Here is a 19,220-nt window from a genome sequence, read left to right as displayed (position 1 = left end):
TCCAAAAGTGCGCAGCGGATTTGGGGCAGCCACCAACACGGAAAGCGACCAGGAGCGGCCGGAAAAACGAGGCCATTCCAGACTGGATAAAAAATGCAACCGGATTGTAGGATCGGCCTCGGTGTCAGCGTCCTTCGGATGCAAGCAGCGCGCGGCGCTGCCCTCTGGCATGGGAGATTTGAATGAGCCTTTCCTATCGTTGGGTCATCGTCGCAGTTGGCGCGCTGATGTCCTGTGTCGCCATCGGCACGATGTTTTCGCTGGCGATCTTCCTCGAGCCGATGGCGCTCGACACCGGCTGGTCGCGCGCCGGCATTTCGAGCGCCATGACGCTCAACTTCCTGGTGATGGGCCTTGGCGGCTTCGCCTGGGGTGCGCTGTCGGACCGCTTTGGCGCCCGCATCGTCGTGATGATCGGCGCCGTGCTGCTCGGGCTGGCGCTGGTGTTGGCCAGCCGCGCCGGCTCGCTCGTAACCTTCCAGGTCACCTATGGCGTGCTGGTTGGCCTCGCCGCCAGCGCCTTCTTCGCGCCGATGATCGCGCTGACCACTGGCTGGTTCGACACCCATCGCGGCCTTGCCGTGTCGCTGGTCTCGGCCGGCATGGGCGTGGCACCCATGACCATCTCGCCCTTCGCCCGCTGGCTGATCTCGGCCTATGATTGGCGCACCGCAATGTTCGATATCGGCATCACGGCCTGGGTGCTGCTGTTGCCGGCAGTGCTTCTGGTGCGCCAACCACCAAGGCCGGTTGGGCCCGGGACCGGTTCCGCGCCTGTTGCCGAAGGCGCCGGCATGACAGTCGGCCAGGCGCTGCGCTCGCCGCAGTTCATCGTGCTGGGACTGACCTTCTTTGCCTGCTGCGCCGCCCATTCCGGGCCGATCTTCCACATGGTGAGCTATGCCATGCTGTGCGGCGTCGCCCCCATGGCGGCGGTCTCGATCTACAGCGTCGAGGGTTTAGCGGGCCTTGGTGGCCGGCTTCTCTATGGCGTGCTGGCCGACCGGCTGGGTGTCAAGCCGGTGCTGATAGCGGGCCTCGCCATCCAGGCGATCGTGATTGCCGCCTATCTCTCGATCAGCAAGCTCGAGCAGTTCTATATGCTCGCCGTCATCTTCGGCGCCACCTATGGCGGCGTGATGCCGCTCTATGCGGTGCTGGCGCGCGAATATTTCGGGCAGCGCATCCTCGGCACCGTGTTCGGCGCCGCCACCATGCTGTCCAGCCTCGGCATGGCGCTCGGACCGCTCGCCGGCGGCATGGTGTTCGATGCCTACGCCAGCTATTCCTGGCTGTTCATCGGCTCGGCCATCATCGGGCTTGGCGCGGCGGGCATCGCCATCGCCTTCCCGCCTCTGCCGCGCAGGGCGTTGCAGGCAGCGTAGCGGTGGCCGGCATGAGCTCTGCCTTGACCAGGCCGACGGCCGGCCTGGACCCAAGCGGACCGTCGCCCAGGCAACCCTTGATACCGGCACGACCTTTGAGGCCTTGCCACGGGAACATCGGATGACATCAACGCATTCTAGTTCCGCATGCACCGTCGAGACTGACTGTGAACCGACTTGGACTGCGTCGTAAACCGGGCCAGAACGGCTTCAAAAGCGAAAGGACAAGCAATGGCAATCGCCAAGAACACAATCTGCGTTTGGTACGACAAGGACGCCGAGGCCGCGGCCCGGTTCTACGCCGAAACTTTTCCCGACAGCTCGGTGAGTGCCGTCCACCGCGCTCCCAGCGACTATCCGTCCGGCAAGGCGGGCGACGTGTTGACGGTCGAGTTCACGGTCGCCGGCATCCCCTGTCTCGGCCTCAATGGCGGGCCCATGTTCAAACACAACGAAGCCTTCTCGTTCCAGATCGCCACCGACGACCAGCAGGAGACGGATCGTTACTGGAACGCCATCGTCGGCAATGGTGGCCAGGAGAGTGCATGCGGTTGGTGCAAGGACAAATGGGGCGTGTCCTGGCAGATCACGCCGCGCGTGCTCACCGAAGCGATGGCTGCCGGCGGCGATGAAGCAAAACGCGCCTTTGACGCGATGATGGACATGAAGAAGATCGACGTCGCCGCGATCGAGGCGGCGCGGCGCGGCTGACGGTCCTGGGTTGACCCCAGCCTAGCCTATCCGAAAATCCGCTCGCCCTGCTCGTCGACCAGTTGCATGCCCTTCTTGATCGAGATGTCGACGGCGTCGTCGAGCCCGGCGAAGCGATCGGCGCGGATGAATTTGTGTTCCTTGATGACGCCGTCGATCTCCTTGGAGACGACGCCGCAGGTCTGGTACTGGCCGTCCGTCTTGTAGGGCGTGGCGCTGATCAGGAATCCCTTGTGCTCGACCTGCTTGGCCGGCGCGGCACTCTTGGGCTCGCCCGCCTCACCGCTGCCGCCGCCACCGCCGAAAAGACGCTTCAGAAAAGACATCGGGCTTCCTCCAACAGCATTCATCCCACACCATGTAGAGTGGCGTGGGATGAATTTCACTATCGGTCCTTGGCCTGGCGGGCAAGTCCGGCCGTGCCGGAAGGCGTCACTTGCGCGACAGCGCTTCCAATGCCTCGGCGGCGCCTTCGAGGATGGCGATCGCCTCGGCCTGCTTGTCGGCCGGGGCATCGACGAAGTCGCCGAGAGCCGCCCGCAAGCGGTGGCGCACGGAGCGGAACTCGTCACGCGCGTCCGAACGCTCCCCGCGACCGCCACGGCCGCCGCGACGCCCGCCCTCTTCGCTCTCGTCGTTCCAGCCAAACCAGTCGCGCGCCTTGGCCATCTTGCGGCCGAAGCGCTCGAGATGGTCGAGCACGCCGTCGATCATCTCGCGGTTGTCGGCAAGATGTGCCTGCCCGGCCTCGGTGATCGAGAACACCTTCTTGTTGCCATCGGCGGCGGAGGCGGCATAGCCGGCCTCTTCGAGGAAAGTCAGCGTCGGATAGACCACGCCCGGGCTCGGGCTGTAGATGCCGCTGGTGCGCTCTTCCAGCGCCTTGATGATGTCGTAGCCATGGCGCGGCGCCTCGGCCAGCAGCGACAGCGTGATCAGCTTGAGATCGCCGTCGGCCAGCATGCGCCCGGCGCGGAACATGTCGCCCGGACCGCCGCGTCCGCCGCCACGGCCGCCGTGCCCGAACGGGCCAAAGCCGCCGCCGCGTCCACCGAATTTGCCGGCCATGTGCATGAACATGCGCTCGCCGAAATGTTTGTGCCCGAAATTGTCGTGCTTGTGCATTGATTGCTCCTTGAGTTGTATCTTACGATATATCTTAATTAGGCATGTGCCGCTGTCGAGTCAAGATATATCTTACGATGTATCTGAATGATGCCGCAAGCCGCTTGCCTTCGCCGGAACGCGCGGCTAGAAGGCGCTCGAGGGTCGACGACCGCTCCGTAAGCGTCTGACGTCAAGCAACGCATCCACACCCGGTCTTTCCGGGCAGTTACGCCGAAATGGGCGAACGGATGCCGAATGCGATCGACCGGACACTTCAGGGAAATCTCAAAATGACTGCAAGACATCGGCGCAGGAAACTGCCTGCGCGCTATGCCGCGATTCTCAGCCCATTAGTGCTGTCGCTGTTGATGACCTTCATCGTCTCGCTCATCTCGACGTTGAAAAGCCTCGGTTTCCATCCCAACCTGGCCGCCATCTGGATGACCGCCTGGGGCCTGTCCTGGCTGGTGGCGTTTCCGACGCTGCTGCTGGTTCTGCCGCTGGTGCGCCGCATTGTCGGTTGGCTGTGCGAACCCTCGACCCGGTAGGTGGCTGCGCGGAAAGGCCCGAAGGCAACTTCGGGCCCTTCGGCCTGCAGTGGCGCCTAGAGCATGATCCCGAAAAGTGGAATCCGGTTTTCGGGAAAGATCTTGCTCAAACAAAGAGATAGAGCCCCATCCCGATTCCATCGGGATGGAACAGGCTCTAGTCTATCGTTTCTTGACCGGCTGGCGGATCACCGTTCTCAGCTTTTCTGGTGCCGCCTTGCGAGGGTCACCCAGGTAGATCTCGTGGTGCTTGCCGTTTTCCACGAGACCGTTGGCGGGCAGGAATTCCTCGTGCAGGCGCAGGATCGTCGGTCCTTCCGCGCTATAGGGTCCGATATGCATGATCTGCACCGCCAGCCCTTCGTGGAAGGACTGCAATCTGAGGCTTTCGGGCGGCTCGCCGAGCTTCGCGCGTGCCTTGTCGAGGGCCGCCTGGAACATCTCACCGCTGATCCAGTCCGGCTGCATGATCATCATGGTCCACGACCAGAGATGCTTGTCGCCCGTCAGGAAGCTCGACATGTCCTCGGCCCACCACAGCCCCTCCAAGGGAGCGACGCCATAGTCCTTGCCGAGTTCCTTTTTCGACATGAACTTCAGCGGGTAGCTGACCGAGTAGAGCCATTCGATCGCGTGCCGGTACTCCTCGGAAGTGTTCGGGTCGCCCTTGCCATCGATCATGGCAAACTGCAGCTTGGGAACATCGACCAGGGAAAACACGCCCGCCGGAGGTTGCCAGAACGCCTTCATGGTTTTCTTGAAGTCGACCGTCTCCATCACATGCCCCCATCAAAAGCGATGGTTCCACAATCGAGGCTACCGACAAGGGCGGCATTGATTGAGGTCAATGCTACGACCGGCGACAGGCAGGGCAAGGATTACCAGCGGCCGTTGCGCCGGTTCCAGGCGTAGAGCAGGTCGGCGAAACGGTCGTAGGCAAAGCGGGTCAGCGGCAAGGCAATCGGATTGCCGAACAGCTTTGCCAGCCAGCCCTCGCCCGGCGTTGCCTTCCAGACGGCAATTACCACATCGGCGCCGACCAGCAGTTGGCCCTGTGCATCGGTGGCGTGCAGCCGGCGGCGGATATCCTCGAGCGAGGCTCCAAATCCGGCAAGTGCTGCTGGTTCAAAGTTGATGTCGCGAAATTCGATGCGCCCAGCCTTGACCGCCTCGATCAGCCGCCGCTTCTGCCGGCTGATACCCGCATCGCAGACCGGGCAGCGCGTGTTGTACCAGACAGTCAGTTCAGGCTTGCTCGCTTGCTCGAGCGTCATGCTCAGCCGTGGCCATGCCGGTGATGCAGGTCGGGATAATGCGGATGCCGGTGGCGCATCGGCGCATGCCGGTGCCAGTGCGAATGCGGCTCGCTCACCGGCCCGTCATGGTGATGCTGGTGGTGCTCGTCATGGACATGGCTGTGCTCATGCTCGAGCTCTTCGTGGTCGTGCTCGTGCTCATGGCGCTCAGACAGATGCAGCCAGAGGCCGAAGCCCATCAGAAGCCCGGCGACAGCCAGCTTGAGCGTGATGGCGTCGCCGAGGATGGCGATCGCCAGCAACGCGCCGATAAAGGGGGCGAGCGAGTAATAGGCCCCTGTCCGTGCCGTGCCGAGATGGCGCAGCGCCACGATGAACATCACCAGGCTGACGCCGATGCCGAAGAAACCGACGGCCGCGGTGATGGCGACGATTGACGCAGGGGGAAACGAAGCCCCGGCGACAAGCGCCAGGCCGACATTGACGACACCCGCCACCAGCCCCTTGAGCATGGCGATCACCACCGGGTCGGTGGCCGAGATCCTGCGCGTGAAATTGTTGTCCAGCCCCCACGCCAGGCACGCCCCGGCGACGAGCACGGCACCCAGGTTGAAGGCGACGCCCTCGCCTTGCCACGACAACAGAACAGCTCCGGCAAGGATAGCGAAGGCGCCCAGAAGCAGGCGCCGGTCGACATTCTCGCGATAGACGAGCCAGGCGATCGCCATCGTCGCCAACCCTTCGAGATTGAGCAGCAGCGCGGAACTGGACGCGGTGTTGAGGCTGAGGCCGAACATCAAGAGCACGGGGGCGACGATGCCGCCGGCGCCGATCGCCAGCGCCAGCCATGGCATGTCCCTGGCGGTCAGTTGCGCCTCGCCGGCGCCGGTGCCGCGAGCCAGGCGATAGAGGGCCAGCCCGATCCCGGCGCCGAGATAGAGCAGGCCGGCCAGCATGAAGGGGTTGACGCTGTCGAGCAGCAGCTTGCAGAGCGGCGGCGCCGCGCCGAACAAGGCGGCGGAGCCCAGGGCAAGCGGCACGCCGGGCCACAGATGCGCGTGGGAATTCGGTTCGGACATGGCCACATCCTAATGCATGTCTCCGAGGCGCGCAGCGGTTTTGGGACAACGACACGCATAAAACCAAGCCTGAAGCGCGTCGATTGAACCCCTGGATCAGGCGCCGTCCAGACAGCGCCTGATCGTCGGCCTCCGCGCTGTTTTCAGGGCTCTATCCGAGTGAGGTGATGATCTCGCGATAGGCGAGTTCGGGGAAGGCTTTCAGCGTCCGCGTCCTGACGTTGCCGCCCGCCGCCAGCATCAGCGAGAAACGCGCCAGGACCGCATCGTCGGGCGCTTCGACCACAGCCACCATGTCGTATTCGCCCATGGTCAGGTAGAACGCCTTGAACGATCCGCCCATGTCCCCCAACTGCTTCCTGGCGGCGTCGAGCCGCTTCGGTGACTCGCGCACACTTCTGGCCCCCTGCTCCGTCCAGTTCATCAGCACGATGTAGCTTGTCATGGCACACCTCCCTCCGGGGCCACGGAGCACGGCGGCTTCGCCGGGGCGGGCATCCGGGTTTGTCGCCCAGAAAATGCATCCGACGCGAGATTATCCTCCCGAAGGGTATGAGCCGCAAGAGTATGTGCCGCGAACGAAAAAGGGCGCCATTGGCGCCCTTCAAATCGTGGTTGTTCGTGAATATCAGCTGTCGAGGAAGCTGCGCAGCTTGCGCGAGCGGCTCGGGTGCTTGAGCTTGCGCAGCGCCTTAGCTTCGATCTGGCGGATACGCTCGCGGGTGACCGAGAACTGCTGGCCGACCTCTTCCAGCGTGTGATCGGTATTCATGCCGATGCCGAAGCGCATTCTGAGCACGCGCTCCTCGCGCGGCGTTAGCGAGGCCAGCACGCGCGTCGTGGTTTCGCGCAGATTGGCCTGGATCGCCGCGTCGATCGGCAGGATCGCCATCTTGTCCTCGATGAAATCGCCCAGATGCGAATCCTCCTCGTCGCCGACAGGCGTTTCGAGCGAGATCGGCTCCTTGGCGATCTTCAACACCTTGCGCACTTTTTCGAGCGGCATGGCGAGCTTTTCGGCCAGTTCCTCCGGCGTCGGCTCGCGGCCGATCTCGTGCAGCATCTGGCGCGAGGTGCGCACGATCTTGTTGATCGTCTCGATCATGTGCACCGGAATGCGGATGGTGCGCGCCTGGTCGGCGATCGAACGCGTGATCGCCTGCCGGATCCACCATGTCGCGTAGGTCGAGAACTTGTAGCCGCGGCGGTATTCGAATTTGTCGACCGCCTTCATCAGGCCGATATTGCCTTCCTGGATCAGGTCGAGGAACTGCAGGCCGCGATTGGTGTATTTCTTGGCGATCGAGATGACGAGGCGCAGATTGGCCTCGACCATTTCCTTCTTGGCGATCGCCGCTTCGCGCTCGCCCTTCTGCACCTGGTTGACGATCTTGCGGAATTCCAAGATCGAGATCGCGGTTTCCGTGGCCAGATGCTGGATCTCGGCGCGCAGGTCGCGGATGGCGTCCTTCTCGTTCTTGGTGAATTCCTTCCAGCCGCGCGAGGTCAGGTTGCCGATCGAGCGCGTCCAGTTCGGGTCGAGCTCCGAGCCCTGATATTCCTTCAGGAACTCCTCGCGGCGCACGCCATAGCTTTCGGCCAGCCTGAGCAGCTTGCCTTCATTCTGCACCAGGCGCTTGTTGATGTCGTAGAGCTGCTCGACCAGCGCCTCGATGCGCGCCGTGTTGAGCGACAGCGACTTCACCGCCTTGATCAGCTGGTCCTTCAGCTCCTTCAGCCGGCGGTCCTGGCTGGGCGACAGCGTGCCGGCGGCGGCCAGCCGGTTCTCGACCTGCTGGTCCTGCAGCTTGCGCAGCTTCTTGTAGGTGTCGGCGATGACGTCGAGCGTCTCCATCACCTGCGGGCGCAGTTCGGCTTCCATCGCCGCCAGCGACAGGCTCGCCTCGTCCTCGTCTTCCTCGTCGTCATCGACCAGGCCGCGCGTGTCGGCGCCGACATTGGTGATGTCGTCTTCCTCGTCGCGCGAACGGCGCGGCTTTTCCTCGACCTTGGCCTCCTCGATGCGCTCGACCACCGGCGCCTGCTTGGCTTCGGGGCCGGCATAGGTGGCTTCGAGATCGATGATCTCTCGCAGCAGGATTTTCGATTCGTTGAGCTCGTCGCGCCAGATGATGATCGCCTGGAAGGTCAGCGGGCTTTCGCACAGGCCCGCGATCATCGTCTCGCGGCCGGCCTCGATGCGCTTGGCGATGGCGATTTCGCCTTCGCGCGACAGGAGCTCGACCGAGCCCATCTCGCGCAGATACATGCGCACCGGATCGTCGGTGCGGTCGGTCGGCTCTTTCTTGGTGGTGGTGGCGGCAACGGCGGTGCCGGTCTGCTCGGCCAGTTCGTTGGCGTCTTCCTCGGCATCGGCGGCGGTGTCGCCGCCTTCGGGCTCCTCGCCCTGCTCGTCGTCCTCGACCACGTTGATGCCCATGTCGGACAGCATCGCCATCGTGTCCTCGATCTGCTCGGAGGTGACTTCCTCCGACGGCAGCACCGAATTCAGCTCGTCCATGGTGACATAGCCGCGCTTCTTGGCGGCCTTGATCATCTTCTTGACAGCATCATCGGAAAGGTCGAGCAGAGGGCCATCGGTGGCGCCTTCGCGTTCGGTTTCTACCTCTTCCTTTTCCTTTGTCGCCATAGTCTTTTTCTTCTCCTAGCGGCCGAACATCGAAGCCGCGTAAGCTGCCGGACCAGTCAAATTGGATGCGTTCGCTTGTGAAACGCGCTTCACCGGGCCAGTAACTGCATCTACATTAAGTCCAGATTAACCCTGATATCTGTGGCAGGCAGCCTGCCTGTCCAGTGACCAGTACCTCACATCGCTGCATTTCCCGTCGACGCGGGTGCGGGTTAACGTTTCGAATCGTCCTGATTCCGCCATTCTGTCGGAAGGTCAAGCGCCTCTCGCATGATTCGCATGAAAAAAGCGAATCAATTACCCGACTTAGCCCGCCACGCGCCGATTGCACGCGCAACAACGCTTTCACATTTCACTCTCATGCCTGAGCCCCTTCCGCCCCGGTGGGCCGGAATCGGCGCTATCTTTCTTTTGGTGGAAGCATGATGTTTTCCCACTTTTCGGGATCATGCTCTAAGCCCGCCCGGCCCTGCCCGAGGACACGCCGAATCCTTCGATCAGCGCTTCCGTCGCCTGTACATCCTGAAATTGCGCCTGAATTTCGATCAGGTGCCGATAGTTTTCGTCCGTGGGATCGGTGGCGAGCGCCGCTTCCGCCTGTTTCAGCTCCTTATGTAAGGTACGCGCGCTGCGCTGCAAGTGCAGCGCCTGGCTGAAAGCGTCGCGGGCATCTTCAAGCGCGGCGGTCTCCAGCGCCGGCCACTGCCGCGCCCGCCGGATCAGGCCGACGGCGCGCTCCCAGATCTCCGCGCAGCCGGCGCGCTCGATTGTCGCGATCACGGCGTGGCGGTCATTGGCCATGTCATGCGCCATCGCGTCGAGAATGGCGGCGTGCAGCCGCTGCAGGTCGGAGTTGGCAAGATCGAGAAATTCGATATGGGCGAAATTCTCGTCGATCAGCGCCGGATGGTTGACCAGCGCGACGATGATCGTCGCCTCACGCATCGACATCCCCTCGCTGCCGCGTTTGACCAGCGCCGACTGGCCGAGGCTTTCAGTGATCGCGATGCGGCCGCCACCGCTCTTGGCGAACTGCCCGCCGGGCGGGGCCGCCTTGCCCTGGCCGCGCTCGCCCGGCCGGCCGCCATCTTGACGCCCATGGCGCGCACCGCGCTGCGAACCGAAGAAGCTCAGCACGCGCTCGCGCATCTCCTGCTGATAGTGGTAGCGCAGGCTCTCGTCGCGGATGCGGCCGGTCAGCTCGCGCAGCGTCTTCTCCAGTTCCGCCCGCCGCTCCGGCGTGTCGAAGACGCCGCCCGCCGTCTCGCGCATCCACAGAAGGTCGACAAGCGGCCTCGCGTCGGCCAGTACGGCACGGAACGCATCCGGCCCCTCGGCCTTGACCAGATCGTCGGGATCCTTGCCTTCCGGCAGCAGCGCAAAGCGCGCCGAGCGGCCGGCCTGCACCGACGGCAGCGCCATGTCGGCGGCCCGCCACGCCGCCTTCAGCCCGGCCTTGTCGCCGTCGAAGCACAGCATCGGCTCCGGCGCCATGCGCCAAAGCAGCTCGAGCTGGTTTTCTGTCAGCGCGGTACCGAGCGGCGCCACGACGTTCTCGAAGCCGGCCTGCGCCAGCGCGATCACGTCCATGTAGCCTTCGACGGCGATAACCGTGCCGCCCTTGGCCAGCGCCTTACGCGCGCGGGCGAAATTGTAGAGCACATTGCCCTTGTGGAAGAGCTCGGTGTCGGGCGAGTTCATGTACTTGGCCAAGGCATCTGGCGCCAGCGCCCGCCCGCCAAAGGCAATGATCTTGCCGCGCGAATCCGGGATCGGGAACATGATGCGGTCGCGGAACCAGTCATAGGAAACCGGAATGTCGTCGCCGTGGCGCACCAGCCCGCAGGCCTCGATGTCGGCCTTCGGAACGCCTTTGGCGGCGAGATGCTCCTTCAATGCATTGCGGCTGTCGGGCGCGAAGCCGAGCCGGAACGATTGCTGCGTCGCCGGTGTCAGCCCACGGTCGCGCAGATAGGCGCGGGCTTTCGCCCCTTCAGGCCCTTGCAGCCGTTCCTGGAAGAACGCGGTCGCCATCTCCATGACGTCGGTCAGGCTGGCGCGCTCCTTCTCGCGCCGTTCCTCCTGCGCATCGCGAACCGGCATCGGCACGCCGGCCATGTCGGCGATCTTCTCGACCGCTTCGGGAAAGCTCATCCCGTCGAGTTCGGTGAGGAACTTGAAATGATCGCCCGAGACCGAGCAGCCGAAACAGTGGTAGCGGCCCTTCTTGTCCTCGCAGTGGAAGGACGGGCTCTTCTCGCCATGGAACGGGCAGCAGGCCCAATAATCGCCACGCGGCGCGTTGGTCTTCTTCCTGTCCCACGCGACACGCTGGCCGATGACCGATGAAATCGGCACGCGGTCGCGTATCTCGTCGAGGAAGGCGGGCGGAAAGCGCATCGGGTAACTCGTTTCCCGCTCATATAATCATGCCTGTGGGGGCCGACGACCCCTAATGCGGACCATACCCGGTTTCCACAGGACAAAAAAGAAGGCGGCCGTTGCCGGCCACCTTCTCTTTTCAGTTCCAGCATGGTTGCTGGTCAGCCGGGATCTACTGCGCGGCGAGCGCGCCGAAGATGACGCCGGAGACAATGCCGACCAGAACATAGTCGTTGCCGACGCGAATCCATTCCTGGCCGCGGCCGGGGCGATGCAGGCCGTAGCGGCCGTAGTCGCGGATCGGCTGATGGCGCTTCCAGCTCGAATACTTCTGGCCATTGCGCCAATGGTTGCGCTTCACGACGACCTTCTTCTTGAAGACCCGCTTCTTCACATCGGTGTGGTGGCCAGGCTTCTGCCAGTCGACCTGGCTGTAATTCGACTGCGGGGCGCTAGGGGCATTGATCGGCGCGGCCTGGCCGGCGAGCGAAGTGGCGGCCAGCATCGTGAAAGCGAGGGCGGAAAGGACAATGCGTTTCATAAGAAGTCTCCTTGGTTGTCGATGCCCAAGGGATAGTCGCCACGGGATGAACCGAAACTGAATACCCACATTACAATTGTGTAATGAATTCCTCCATTTACCGCTGATAATTGAACATCGTCGCAAAGCCAGGCGCCAGAACCGCGGCGACGTTGCCATCCGCGGCACGACCGCGGCTTGGCGATGCAACCATTTGCGCGTCCGTCCATTTTCCGACACGGCCTGTCGCGCCGTGGCGGACCCTTGAAATCGACAAGATTTTATTATCCGGCTAAAATATTCGAGCTATTATCGACGACTGCCATGGTCATGACTCGTAATCCTGTCTTTCACCTCGCCCGCCACGCTGCCCGCGTCGCGCCCCCTGCCTGCGTGCGGGCGCCGCGATGAGCGGTTCGGTCGTCCTTCTGCATCTGGCCGGCGCCGTGGCGCTGATGCTGTTTGCCACCCGCATGGTGAAGACCGGCGTCGAACGCGCCTATGGCGACGTGCTGCGCCACAAATTGCGCGCCACCATGCGCAATCCGATCATGGCGGTGCTGGCTGGCACCGGCCTCGCCATCGCCCTGCAGAGCTCCACCGCCGTCACGCTGCTGGTCGGCTCCTTCGCCGGCTCCGGCATCGTCTCGGGCGCCGCCGGCCAGCTTGCCGTGCGCGGCGCCGAGATCGGCTCGGCGCTGGTGGTCAAGCTGCTCACCTTCGATCTCACGCTGCTGGTGCCGCTCTGCCTGATCACCGGCACGGTGATGTTCATGGCCACCGAGCGGCGCGACTGGCGCCAGTCCGGCCGCATCCTGGTCGGCATCGGCCTGTTGATCCTGTCGCTGGAAATGATCGGCCAGGCATCGGAACCGCTGCGCAACAGTCAGCTCCTGCCGGTCATCATCAATTACTTTTCCAGCGATTCCATCACCGCCTATCTGCTGGCGGCGCTGATCACCTGGCTATTCCAGTCGAGCATCGCGGCGGTTCTCCTGATGGCAACGCTGGCCGGCCGTGGCCTGATCACGCCGGAACTCGGCGTCGTTCTCGTCCTCGGTGTCAATCTCGGTTCTTCGATCATCGCGCCGATGCTGACCCGCTCCTCGAGCCCCGAAGTGCGCGTCGTCCCGATCGGCAACCTCCTGATGCGCGGGCTTGGCTCGCTGCTCATGCTGATCGTGGTCATGATCTTCAGGCCGCACTTCGGCTTCCTCGGTTCGACGGCGGCGGACCAGATCGTCAACGCCCACATCCTGTTCAATGTGCTGATTCTTCTGGCCGGCCTGCCGCTGGCCGGGTTCGTCTACCGCGCCTCGGAGAAGATCGTCGCTCTGGGCACCAGGCCGGCACAGGCTGGCACGCTCGACGTCGTCGAGCTGTCGGCGCTCAACGAAAGCGCGCTCGACGTGCCGAGCCAGGCGCTGGCCAACGCCACGCGGGAGGTGGTGCGGGTCTGCGAGACGGTCGAGATCATGCTCAAGCGTATCATCGAGCTCTATGAGAGCGCCGACGCCGACAAGATCAAGGCGCTGGCAGCCCTTGACGACCGTGTCGATCGCAAGCATGCGGCGATCAAGCTCTATCTGGCCAAGGTCACCAAGAACCCGCTGACCGAGGACGAGGCGCTGCGCTGCCAGGAGCTGATCGGCGCCTGCGTCAAGCTGGAGCAGGTCGGCGACATCATCGTGCGCAACATGCTGGTGCATGTGAAGAAGAAACTCGAACGCGGACTGGAATTCACCGACGAAGGCTGGCGCGAACTGTGCGCCTTCCACGCCTCGGTGCTCGCCAATGCGCGGCTTGCCTTCAACGTGCTGGTATCGCGCGATCCCGAGACCGCCCGCCAGCTGGTGCTGGAAAAGGACCAGTTGCGTGATCGCGAGAAGGAAACCAGCGCCAGCCATTTCGTGCGCCTTCGCGACGGCACCGCCAAGAGCGTCGAGACCAGCTCGATCCACCTCGACACCATCCGCGACTTGAAGCAGATCAACTCGCTGCTCGCCTCGATGGCCTATCCCGTGCTGGAAGAGCGCGGCCTGCTCACCGGATCGCGGCTGAAGGCGAGCTGATTCACGGCCATCGCGCACCCGTCCTCGTTTCGGCGGCAAAATATCTTTGCGCTGTTTCCATCAGTCGGGATAAGGGTCGGTTGGCCCAGCCTTTCGGAGGAAATCGATGGACACCCATTCGCGCAGTTTCGCCAAGGCGCTTTCCTGGCGCGTGACCGGCACCATCGACACGATGATCATTTCGCTGGTCGTGACAGGAAGCCTCAAGCTCGCCGCGACCATCGGCCTGACCGAGGTCGTCACCAAGTCGCTGCTCTACTATTTCCACGAACGGGCGTGGCTCAAGATTCCATACGGACGCAAGACCCCGGTGTAGCGACCCCGGCGCGACAGGCGACGCCTTACAAAGCCGCCGCGCGTCTGGTGACACGAGAATTCGATCAAGAAAAGCTAAAGCGGCGTCCATAATTTCTGGATTGCCCGCGAGGCCCATCCATGGTTTGAGGCCGCACTCGGGGATCGCTCCCCGCCATGTCGCTGCCGCTCATCGCCCTGTTCATCGCCGCCTTCGCGTTCGGCACCACCGAATTCGTCATCGCCGGCGTATTGCCGCAAGTGGCGGAAGGGCTTGGCGTTTCGGTTCCCTCCGCCGGCTATCTCGTCTCCGGCTATGCCTGCGGCATCGCCATCGGCGGCCCGCTGCTGGCGCTCGCCACCAAGTCGCTGTCGCGCAAGACCTTGCTGCTCGGCCTCGCCCTCGCCTTCACCATCGGCCAGGCGGCCTGCGCGTTGGCGCCCGACTTCACCTCGATGCTGCTTTTGCGCATTGCCGTCGCGGTAGCGCATGGCGCCTATTTCGGCGTCGCCATGGTGGTCGCGGTCGGCCTTGTGCGCGAGGACCAGCGCGGCATGGCGGTCGCCGTCATCCTGTCCGGCCTCACCGTCTCCAACGTCATCGGCGTGCCGGCTGGCACTGCGATCGGCAACATCTGGGGCTGGCGCGCGACCTTCTGGGTGATGTGCGCGCTCGGCGTGGCGGCAACGCTTGCCATGGCAGCCCTTTTGCCGCGCACCACAGGATCGTCGGCCAGGCCCGCCGGCCTTGCCCGCGAGGTTCGCGTGCTGGCGCGACAGCAGGTCTGGACCTCGCTGATCCTCATGCTGATGCTGATGATCGGCCAGTTCGGACTGTTCACCTACATCACGCCGACGCTGCTGGAGGTCACCGGTCTCGACGAGGGCCTGGTGCCCTGGGTGCTGCTGCTCAACGGCGTCGGCGCCACGCTCGGCGTCTTCCTCGGCGGCAAGCTCTCCGACTGGAAGCTGATGCCGTCGCTGATCACCATGCTGGCCCTGCAGGCGGTGACGCTCGCCGTCATCTATGCCGTCAGCCCCTATCCCGTGCCGATGGTTGTCGCCATCATCGTCTGGGGCGGTCTCAACTTCGCCATCGGCACGCCGATCCAGACCCGCATCCTGGCCTGGACGGCCGACGCCTCGAACCTCGCCTCGTCGCTCATTCCATCCGGCTTCAATGTCGGCATCGCGCTGGCCGCGTCGCTGGGCGCCGCCATGCTCAATGCCGGCTTCGGCTACCGCAGCCTGCCGCTGCTTGGGGCCATCGCAATGCTGGTCGCCGTCGCGGTGGCGCTCGGCTCGTATGTCTGGGAGTGGCGCAGCAACGCCACCCCGCCGCTGACAGCCCCAGCCGAGTAGACCACCATCCGGAAAGTGACCGGTTTTCCGAAAAGATCGTGGTCAACCAAAAGCCTCACCCCCGCCAGCGCAGCAATCGCATGGCGTTGGCGGTCACCAGCACGGTGGCGCCCGTGTCGGCCAGGATCGCCGGCCACAGGCCGGTGATGCCGGCAATAGTGGTGACCAGGAACACCGCCTTCAGCCCGAGCGCCACGGTGATGTTCTGGCCGATATTGGCCATCACCGACCGCGACAGCCGCACCATGCGCGCGACATCCGTGACGCGGCCATGCAGGATCGCCGCGTCCGCCGTTTCCAATGCCACATCGGTGCCGCCGCCCATGGCGATGCCGATATCGGCGGCGGCCAGCGCCGGCGCGTCGTTGATGCCGTCGCCGACCTTGGCCACTTTCAGCCCCTCGCGCTGCAATTCACCGACGATGCGCTGCTTGTCCTGAGGCAACAACTCTGCCCGCGCCTCGATGCCGAGCGAGGCGGCGATGGCTCGCGCCGTGCGGCGGTTGTCGCCGGTCAGCATCACCGTGCGGATGCCCTCGGCCTTCAGCGCCATGATGCCGGCCGCCGCATCCGGCCTCGGCTCGTCGCGCATGGCGATCAGCCCTGCCACCACCCCATCGGCCACCAGCACCGAGACGGTCTTGCCCTGGCCGTTGAGGCTGTCGATGGCAAGGCGTTGCGCGTCGGTCATCACCACCCGCTCGCTCGCCGCCTGGCCGGAGCCAAGGAAGACGGCGACGCCGCCGACGCTGCCTTCGACACCCTTGCCTGAGATCGCCTTGGCAACCAGCGCCGGCGGCACCGGCGCCTTGTCGGCCTTGGCCCTGTCCAGGATAGCCGTCGCCAGCGGGTGGCTGGAGCCCTGCTCCAGTGCCGCCGCCAGCGCCAGCACGGTGCGTTCATCGCGCCCATACGCCACGATGTCGGTCACCACCGGCCTGCCCGCGGTCAGCGTGCCGGTCTTGTCGAAGGCGACGGCCGTGATCCGACGAAAGCCTTCCAGCACCGCGCCGCCCTTCATCAACAGGCCACGCCGCGCGCCGGTCGCCAGACCGGCGGCGATCGCCGCCGGTGTCGAGATGACCAGCGCGCAGGGGCAGCCGATCAACAGGATCGCCAGGCCCTTGTAGATCCATTCGTTCCAGTCACCGCCGGCGACGAGCGGTGGCAGCAGCGCCACCAGCGCGCCGACCGCCAGCACTCCCGGCGTGTAGTAGCGCGAGAAACGGTCGATGAAGCGCTCGGTCGGCGCCTTGGATTCCTGCGCCTCCTCCACCAGCCGCACCACCCGGGCGATGGTGTTGTCGGCGGCGGCGGCGCTGACCCGAACCTTGAGCACGCCGTCGCTGCAGATCGTGCCGGCGAAGACGGCTTGCGCGATTCCCTTGCGCTTCGGCGTGCTCTCGCCGGTCACCGGCGCCTCGTCGATATCGCTCGACCCCTCCACAATCTCGCCATCGGCCGGAATGCGGTCACCCGGCCGCACCACGATCACATCGCCGACCACAAGCAGGTCTGCGGGAACTTCGATCGTGCCGCCCGGCCGCTCGACCAGCGCCGTCTTCGGCACCAGGTCGGCAAGCCCCTGGATGCTGGCCCGCGCGCGGCCGGCGGCGACACCTTCCAGAAGTTCGCCGATCAGGAACAGCACCACCACCGCGGCCGCTTCTTCCGTGGCGCCGATCATCACGGCGCCGGTGGCGGCAATGGTCATCAACGTCTCGATCGAGAACGGCGTGCCGGCCAATGCCGCCATCAGCGCGCGCCGCGCGATCGGCACCAGGCCGACCAGCAGCGCGGCCAGGAAAACCCAGCGCTCGGTCACCGGGAACAAATGGCCGATGCCGTAGGCGGTAACAAGCGCTGCGGCGCAAGCCAGCGTCAGCGCCGCGCGGCGCGAGCGCCACCATGCCTGTCCCGGCTCGGCATCGCCGTGGAGATGAGATGAGCCCGCGGCCGCCTTGGCGACCTGTTCGCCGCCATGGCCATGGTCCCTGTGATCGTGGCCTTCATGGTCATGGTCGGCATGGTCATGCCCCGGCGATGCGCGTCCATCGGTCACCGCTCCGGCCTTGACGATGCCGTAGCCCAGCCGCGCCACCTGCTGCAGCACCTTGTCGTCGTTGAGCGAACCGCCGTGGCTGACGGTCATGCTGGCGCCGGTCACCGAAACCGAGACATCGGCGACGCCGTCGAGGCGGCGCACCGCCGTATCGATCTTGGCCGCGCAGGAGGCGCAGTCCATGCCGCCGATCCTGAACCGCGTCTGCTTGAGGGGGGCGGTCATTGGGTCACCTGTCTGTCTTGCTCGCGAACCATTCGGCTCGCATGTCTTGAACCTTGATGTCAGGCACTATAATTGCTCTAGTCACTAGAGCTTCAAGGGGCAAAATTCATGTTTTCGATCGGTGATCTCTCGCGCCGCACCGGGGTCAAGGTGCCGACCATCCGCTACTACGAGCAGATGGGCCTGGTCGCGGCGCCCGAGCGCTCGGAAGGCAACCAGCGCCGCTATTCCAGGCAGGAGCTGGAGCGGCTGGCTTTCATCCGCCACGCCCGCGACCTCGGCTTCGCCGTCGAGGACATCCGCTCGCTGATCGAACTGAGCGGTCACCCCGAGCAGCCCTGCGGCCACGCCGACCGGATCGCCGAGGAACAACTGATTTCCGTGCGGGAAAAGATCGCCCAGCTGAAGCGGCTGGAAACCGAGCTGGAGCGCATCGCCTCCTGCTGCGACGGCAAGACGGTCGGCGACTGCTACGTCATCCGCGCGCTGTCCGACCACGCGCTGTGTGCCGACGAGCACATCTGACACATGACCAGGACTGTCGGTGACTACGGCTTGACCTGCGGCATCCTGCCGGCGGGCTCTCACAACGCGATCATCGACGTGCCTGGCGTACGCGTCGGTCACTGCACGGTGCGCAATGGCGACATCAACACCGGTGTCACCGCGATCCTGCCGCATGGCGGGAATCTGTTTCGCAGGAAGGTGATGGCGGCAAGCCATGTCATCAACGGTTTCGGCAAGACTGTCGGCCTGACGCAGGTGCAGGAACTCGGCACCATCGAAACGCCGATCCTGTTGACCAACACGCTCTCGGTCGGCACCTGCGCCACGGCGCTGATCCGCGACGCGATCCGCCTGAACCCGGATATCGGCCGCACGAGCGGAACCGTCAATCCGCTGGTCGGCGAATGCAATGACGGCCCGCTCAACGATATCCAGGCGCTGGCGATAACCGAGGAGCACGCCCTCGCCGCACTGGCGGACGCTCACGAAGGTTCGGTCGAACAGGGCAATGTCGGCGCCGGGACGGGGATGAGCTGCTTCGGCTTCAAGGGCGGCATCGGCTCGGCGTCGCGAAAGATCAATCTGGCTGGCGGACGCCATCTTGGCGTTCTCGTCCTGTCGAACTTCGGCAAGGCCGGCGACCTCATTCTGCCCGATGGGCGCAGGCCCGATCCCAGGCAACCGGATCAGCCCGAACGCGGCTCGATCATGGTCGTGCTGGCAACCGATGTGCCGCTCGAACACCGCCAGCTCGAGAGAGTAGCGCGCCGCGCCGGAGCAGGCATCGCCAGGCTTGGCTCCTTCTGGGGCCATGGCAGCGGCGATATCGCCATCGCCTTCAGCACCGGCAATTTGGTCGATCACGATGAAACCCGCGACCTGGTGCCGCTGGTGACCCTGAACGAAGCGCGCATCGACTTGCTTTTCCGGGCGGCGACCGAGGCCACGCAGGAAGCCGTGTTGAACTCCATGCTTTCAGCCGACGCCTTCACGGGCCGGGCCGGTTTGCATCGCGCGTCGCTCGCCGACTGGCTGCACGATCAGGCCGAAAACCGATAAG

Annotated in this window: 18 protein-coding genes; 8 read left to right on the top strand and 10 right to left on the bottom strand. The window is 64.5% G+C overall.

The annotated features are described in order from the left end of the window. Nucleotides 1-182 precede the first annotated feature (182 nt). Nucleotides 183-1,385, top strand: coding sequence for an MFS transporter (locus tag NR193_RS26945; protein ID WP_256753743.1), 1,203 nt, complete (start codon nt 183-185; stop codon nt 1,383-1,385). 237 nt (nt 1,386-1,622) lie between these two features. After that, the gene (locus NR193_RS26940; protein WP_256753782.1) at nt 1,623-2,096 is read left to right on the top strand and encodes a VOC family protein; all 474 of its coding nucleotides are present in this window, start codon (nt 1,623-1,625) and stop codon (nt 2,094-2,096) included. Between the two features lie 26 nt (nt 2,097-2,122). Here the strand turns inward: NR193_RS26940 and NR193_RS26935 are convergent, their stop codons facing one another. Then, nucleotides 2,123-2,422 carry an HlyU family transcriptional regulator gene (locus NR193_RS26935; protein WP_091582075.1) on the bottom strand — a complete coding sequence of 100 codons (300 nt, stop codon included), beginning with the start codon at nt 2,420-2,422 and terminating at the stop codon, nt 2,123-2,125. A 106-nt stretch (nt 2,423-2,528) separates the two neighbouring features. Next, nucleotides 2,529-3,221 carry a PadR family transcriptional regulator gene (locus tag NR193_RS26930; protein WP_256753742.1) on the bottom strand — a complete coding sequence of 231 codons (693 nt, stop codon included), beginning with the start codon at nt 3,219-3,221 and terminating at the stop codon, nt 2,529-2,531. A 272-nt stretch (nt 3,222-3,493) separates the two neighbouring features. Here NR193_RS26930 and NR193_RS26925 point away from each other — a divergent pair, with 272 nt between their 5' ends. Beyond that, nucleotides 3,494-3,751: a DUF2798 domain-containing protein gene (locus NR193_RS26925; protein WP_256753741.1), complete on the top strand. Its 258-nt coding sequence runs from the start codon at nt 3,494-3,496 to the stop codon at nt 3,749-3,751. A gap of 162 nt (nt 3,752-3,913) precedes the next feature. Here NR193_RS26925 and NR193_RS26920 read toward each other — a convergent pair whose 3' ends face one another. The 7 genes from NR193_RS26920 to NR193_RS26890 form a co-directional block, all read right to left on the bottom strand. Then, nucleotides 3,914-4,528, bottom strand: coding sequence for a GyrI-like domain-containing protein (locus tag NR193_RS26920; RefSeq protein ID WP_256753740.1), 615 nt, complete (start codon nt 4,526-4,528; stop codon nt 3,914-3,916). Between the two features lie 101 nt (nt 4,529-4,629). Then, nucleotides 4,630-5,025 carry a thiol-disulfide oxidoreductase DCC family protein gene (locus NR193_RS26915; RefSeq protein WP_256753739.1) on the bottom strand — a complete coding sequence of 132 codons (396 nt, stop codon included), beginning with the start codon at nt 5,023-5,025 and terminating at the stop codon, nt 4,630-4,632. A gap of 2 nt (nt 5,026-5,027) precedes the next feature. Next, nucleotides 5,028-6,086 carry a DMT family transporter gene (locus NR193_RS26910; protein WP_256753738.1) on the bottom strand — a complete coding sequence of 353 codons (1,059 nt, stop codon included), beginning with the start codon at nt 6,084-6,086 and terminating at the stop codon, nt 5,028-5,030. A gap of 151 nt (nt 6,087-6,237) precedes the next feature. Beyond that, nucleotides 6,238-6,531: a GYD domain-containing protein gene (locus NR193_RS26905; protein WP_091581675.1), complete on the bottom strand. Its 294-nt coding sequence runs from the start codon at nt 6,529-6,531 to the stop codon at nt 6,238-6,240. Nucleotides 6,532-6,714: 183 nt separating this feature from the next. After that, complete coding sequence (gene rpoD, locus NR193_RS26900; protein WP_091579413.1) at nt 6,715-8,736, bottom strand: RNA polymerase sigma factor RpoD; 2,022 nt, start codon at nt 8,734-8,736, stop codon at nt 6,715-6,717. Nucleotides 8,737-9,189: 453 nt separating this feature from the next. After that, the gene (dnaG, locus tag NR193_RS26895; RefSeq protein ID WP_256753737.1) at nt 9,190-11,136 is read right to left on the bottom strand and encodes a DNA primase; all 1,947 of its coding nucleotides are present in this window, start codon (nt 11,134-11,136) and stop codon (nt 9,190-9,192) included. Nucleotides 11,137-11,290: 154 nt separating this feature from the next. After that, nucleotides 11,291-11,659 (bottom strand): RcnB family protein, encoded by a 369-nt coding sequence (locus NR193_RS26890; protein ID WP_256753736.1) that lies wholly within the window; start codon nt 11,657-11,659, stop codon nt 11,291-11,293. 386 nt (nt 11,660-12,045) lie between these two features. Between NR193_RS26890 and NR193_RS26885 the strand changes: the two genes are divergently transcribed. The 3 genes from NR193_RS26885 to NR193_RS26875 all read left to right on the top strand — a co-directional run bounded on the left by NR193_RS26885 (nt 12,046) and on the right by NR193_RS26875 (nt 15,366). Next, complete coding sequence (locus tag NR193_RS26885; protein ID WP_256753735.1) at nt 12,046-13,710, top strand: Na/Pi cotransporter family protein; 1,665 nt, start codon at nt 12,046-12,048, stop codon at nt 13,708-13,710. A 106-nt stretch (nt 13,711-13,816) separates the two neighbouring features. Next, nucleotides 13,817-14,026 (top strand): DUF2061 domain-containing protein, encoded by a 210-nt coding sequence (locus NR193_RS26880; protein WP_256753734.1) that lies wholly within the window; start codon nt 13,817-13,819, stop codon nt 14,024-14,026. Nucleotides 14,027-14,181: 155 nt separating this feature from the next. Further along, the gene (locus NR193_RS26875; RefSeq protein ID WP_256753733.1) at nt 14,182-15,366 is read left to right on the top strand and encodes an MFS transporter; all 1,185 of its coding nucleotides are present in this window, start codon (nt 14,182-14,184) and stop codon (nt 15,364-15,366) included. Nucleotides 15,367-15,421: 55 nt separating this feature from the next. Here NR193_RS26875 and NR193_RS26870 read toward each other — a convergent pair whose 3' ends face one another. Beyond that, nucleotides 15,422-17,653 carry a heavy metal translocating P-type ATPase gene (locus NR193_RS26870; protein ID WP_256753732.1) on the bottom strand — a complete coding sequence of 744 codons (2,232 nt, stop codon included), beginning with the start codon at nt 17,651-17,653 and terminating at the stop codon, nt 15,422-15,424. Nucleotides 17,654-17,761: 108 nt separating this feature from the next. On the opposite strand from NR193_RS26870, the gene NR193_RS26865 reads away from it, so the two are divergent. Then, nucleotides 17,762-18,178, top strand: coding sequence for a helix-turn-helix domain-containing protein (locus NR193_RS26865; protein ID WP_256753731.1), 417 nt, complete (start codon nt 17,762-17,764; stop codon nt 18,176-18,178). Between the two features lie 3 nt (nt 18,179-18,181). Continuing rightward, a complete protein-coding gene (locus tag NR193_RS26860; protein ID WP_256753730.1) occupies nt 18,182-19,219 on the top strand; it encodes a P1 family peptidase in 1,038 nt (345 codons plus the stop codon). Nucleotide 19,220: the final 1 nt, after the last annotated feature.

It is taken from the genome of Mesorhizobium sp. Mes31, from assembly GCF_024519675.1.
Taxonomy (GTDB): domain Bacteria; phylum Pseudomonadota; class Alphaproteobacteria; order Rhizobiales; family Rhizobiaceae; genus Mesorhizobium.
Note: the sequence above shows the minus strand (reverse complement) of the source record. Positions and strands in the feature narration are given on the sequence as shown.

What these genes read in the sequence shown, in the direction of transcription:
- NR193_RS26945 (WP_256753743.1), top strand. Translation starts at nt 183, where the DNA reads ATGAGCCTTTCCTATCGTTGGGTCATCGTCGCAGTTGGCGCGCTGATG.
- NR193_RS26935 (WP_091582075.1), bottom strand. Translation starts at nt 2,422, where the DNA reads ATGTCTTTTCTGAAGCGTCTTTTCGGCGGTGGCGGCGGCAGCGGTGAG.
- NR193_RS26930 (WP_256753742.1), bottom strand. Translation starts at nt 3,221, where the DNA reads ATGCACAAGCACGACAATTTCGGGCACAAACATTTCGGCGAGCGCATG.
- NR193_RS26925 (WP_256753741.1), top strand. Translation starts at nt 3,494, where the DNA reads ATGACTGCAAGACATCGGCGCAGGAAACTGCCTGCGCGCTATGCCGCG.
- NR193_RS26920 (WP_256753740.1), bottom strand. Translation starts at nt 4,528, where the DNA reads ATGGAGACGGTCGACTTCAAGAAAACCATGAAGGCGTTCTGGCAACCT.
- NR193_RS26915 (WP_256753739.1), bottom strand. Translation starts at nt 5,025, where the DNA reads ATGACGCTCGAGCAAGCGAGCAAGCCTGAACTGACTGTCTGGTACAAC.
- NR193_RS26910 (WP_256753738.1), bottom strand. Translation starts at nt 6,086, where the DNA reads ATGTCCGAACCGAATTCCCACGCGCATCTGTGGCCCGGCGTGCCGCTT.
- NR193_RS26905 (WP_091581675.1), bottom strand. Translation starts at nt 6,531, where the DNA reads ATGACAAGCTACATCGTGCTGATGAACTGGACGGAGCAGGGGGCCAGA.
- rpoD (WP_091579413.1), bottom strand. Translation starts at nt 8,736, where the DNA reads ATGGCGACAAAGGAAAAGGAAGAGGTAGAAACCGAACGCGAAGGCGCC.
- dnaG (WP_256753737.1), bottom strand. Translation starts at nt 11,136, where the DNA reads ATGCGCTTTCCGCCCGCCTTCCTCGACGAGATACGCGACCGCGTGCCG.
- NR193_RS26890 (WP_256753736.1), bottom strand. Translation starts at nt 11,659, where the DNA reads ATGAAACGCATTGTCCTTTCCGCCCTCGCTTTCACGATGCTGGCCGCC.
- NR193_RS26885 (WP_256753735.1), top strand. Translation starts at nt 12,046, where the DNA reads ATGAGCGGTTCGGTCGTCCTTCTGCATCTGGCCGGCGCCGTGGCGCTG.
- NR193_RS26880 (WP_256753734.1), top strand. Translation starts at nt 13,817, where the DNA reads ATGGACACCCATTCGCGCAGTTTCGCCAAGGCGCTTTCCTGGCGCGTG.
- NR193_RS26875 (WP_256753733.1), top strand. Translation starts at nt 14,182, where the DNA reads ATGTCGCTGCCGCTCATCGCCCTGTTCATCGCCGCCTTCGCGTTCGGC.
- NR193_RS26870 (WP_256753732.1), bottom strand. Translation starts at nt 17,653, where the DNA reads ATGACCGCCCCCCTCAAGCAGACGCGGTTCAGGATCGGCGGCATGGAC.
- NR193_RS26865 (WP_256753731.1), top strand. Translation starts at nt 17,762, where the DNA reads ATGTTTTCGATCGGTGATCTCTCGCGCCGCACCGGGGTCAAGGTGCCG.
- NR193_RS26860 (WP_256753730.1), top strand. Translation starts at nt 18,182, where the DNA reads ATGACCAGGACTGTCGGTGACTACGGCTTGACCTGCGGCATCCTGCCG.